The organism is Pseudomonas sp. LJDD11, from assembly GCF_024584215.1.
In the GTDB taxonomy this organism is placed as follows: Bacteria; Pseudomonadota; Gammaproteobacteria; order Pseudomonadales; family Pseudomonadaceae; genus Aquipseudomonas.
In genome coordinates this window covers 1-1,085 of the sequence record NZ_JANJFL010000066.1, presented here as the reverse complement: position 1 = coordinate 1,085, position 1,085 = coordinate 1, and the positions used below count along the sequence as shown (strand labels likewise).

Genomic DNA, 1,085 nt, shown 5'->3' with positions numbered 1-1,085 from the left:
TGGGCGGTGGTCAGGGCTGCGACGTCTGCGGTTGGCAGCGCGGCGATCTGGGCAGCGGTCAGGCCTGGCACCTGAGCGGTGGTCAGAGCAGCTACTTGGGCTGTAGTCAGACCGGCCACAGCAGCTGTGGTCAGCGCTGCGAGATCAGCGTTTTGCAGGGCGGCGACCTGAGCGGTGGTCAGGGCAGCAACCTGGGCCGGCTTCAGCGCAGCGGCCTGAGCGGTGGTCAAGGCAACGACCTGGCCGGTAGTCAGTGCGGCGACCTGTGCAGTGGTCAGGGCACCGACGCTGGCGGCTGGCAGGGCAGCAACATCGACCGTTTCCAGCGCGGCAACCTGGGCAGTGGTCAGTGCAGCCACTTGAGCCGTGGTCAGCGCGGCCACTTGAGCGGTACCCAATGCAACCACTTGGGCGGTGGTCAGGGCGGCCAGGTCAACGGTTTGCAGCGCAGCCACCTGAGTTGGCTTGAGAGCGGCGACTTGAGCGGTGGTCAGTGCAGCGACCTGAGCCGTGCTCAGGGCGACGACCTGGGCGGTGGTCAGTGCGCCGACATCAGCGGTTTCCAGCGCGGCCACCTGAGCGGTGGTCAGGTTGGAAACCTGTGTAGTGGTCAATGCAGCCACTTGAGCGGTCGTCAGCGCGACAACCTGGCCGGTGGTCAGTGCAGCGACTTGGGCAGTGGTCAGCGCGGCGACGCTGGCCGCTGGCAGAGCAGCAATATCAGCCGTTTCCAGTGCAGCGACTTGAGCGGTGGTCAGTGCAGCAACCTGAGACGTTTTCAGCGCCGCCACTTGTGCGGTGCCCAAGGCCACGACCTGAGCGGTGGTCAGGGCAGCGACATCGGCGTTTTCCAGGGCGCTGATCTGCGTCGGTTTGAGAGCGGCGACTTGAGCCGTCGTCAGAGCAGCCACTTGAGCCGTGGTCAGCGCCACCAGCTGGGCGCTGGTCAGTGCACCGACATCAACGGTTTCCAGTGCGGCGACTTGAGCCGTGGTCAGGTTAGCGACTTGAGCCGTGGTCAATGCGGCCACTTGAGCGGTGCTCAAGGCGACAACCTGGGCGGTGGTCAATGCGGCCACGTCTGC

General features: G+C 65.7%; 1 protein-coding gene. It reads right to left on the bottom strand.

Going from position 1 to position 1,085, the window contains the following annotated elements; all coding sequences use genetic code 11:
* A partial coding sequence (locus NRB16_RS28735; RefSeq protein ID WP_373568520.1) for a hypothetical protein occupies positions 1-1,085 on the bottom strand: 1,085 nt, incomplete at both ends.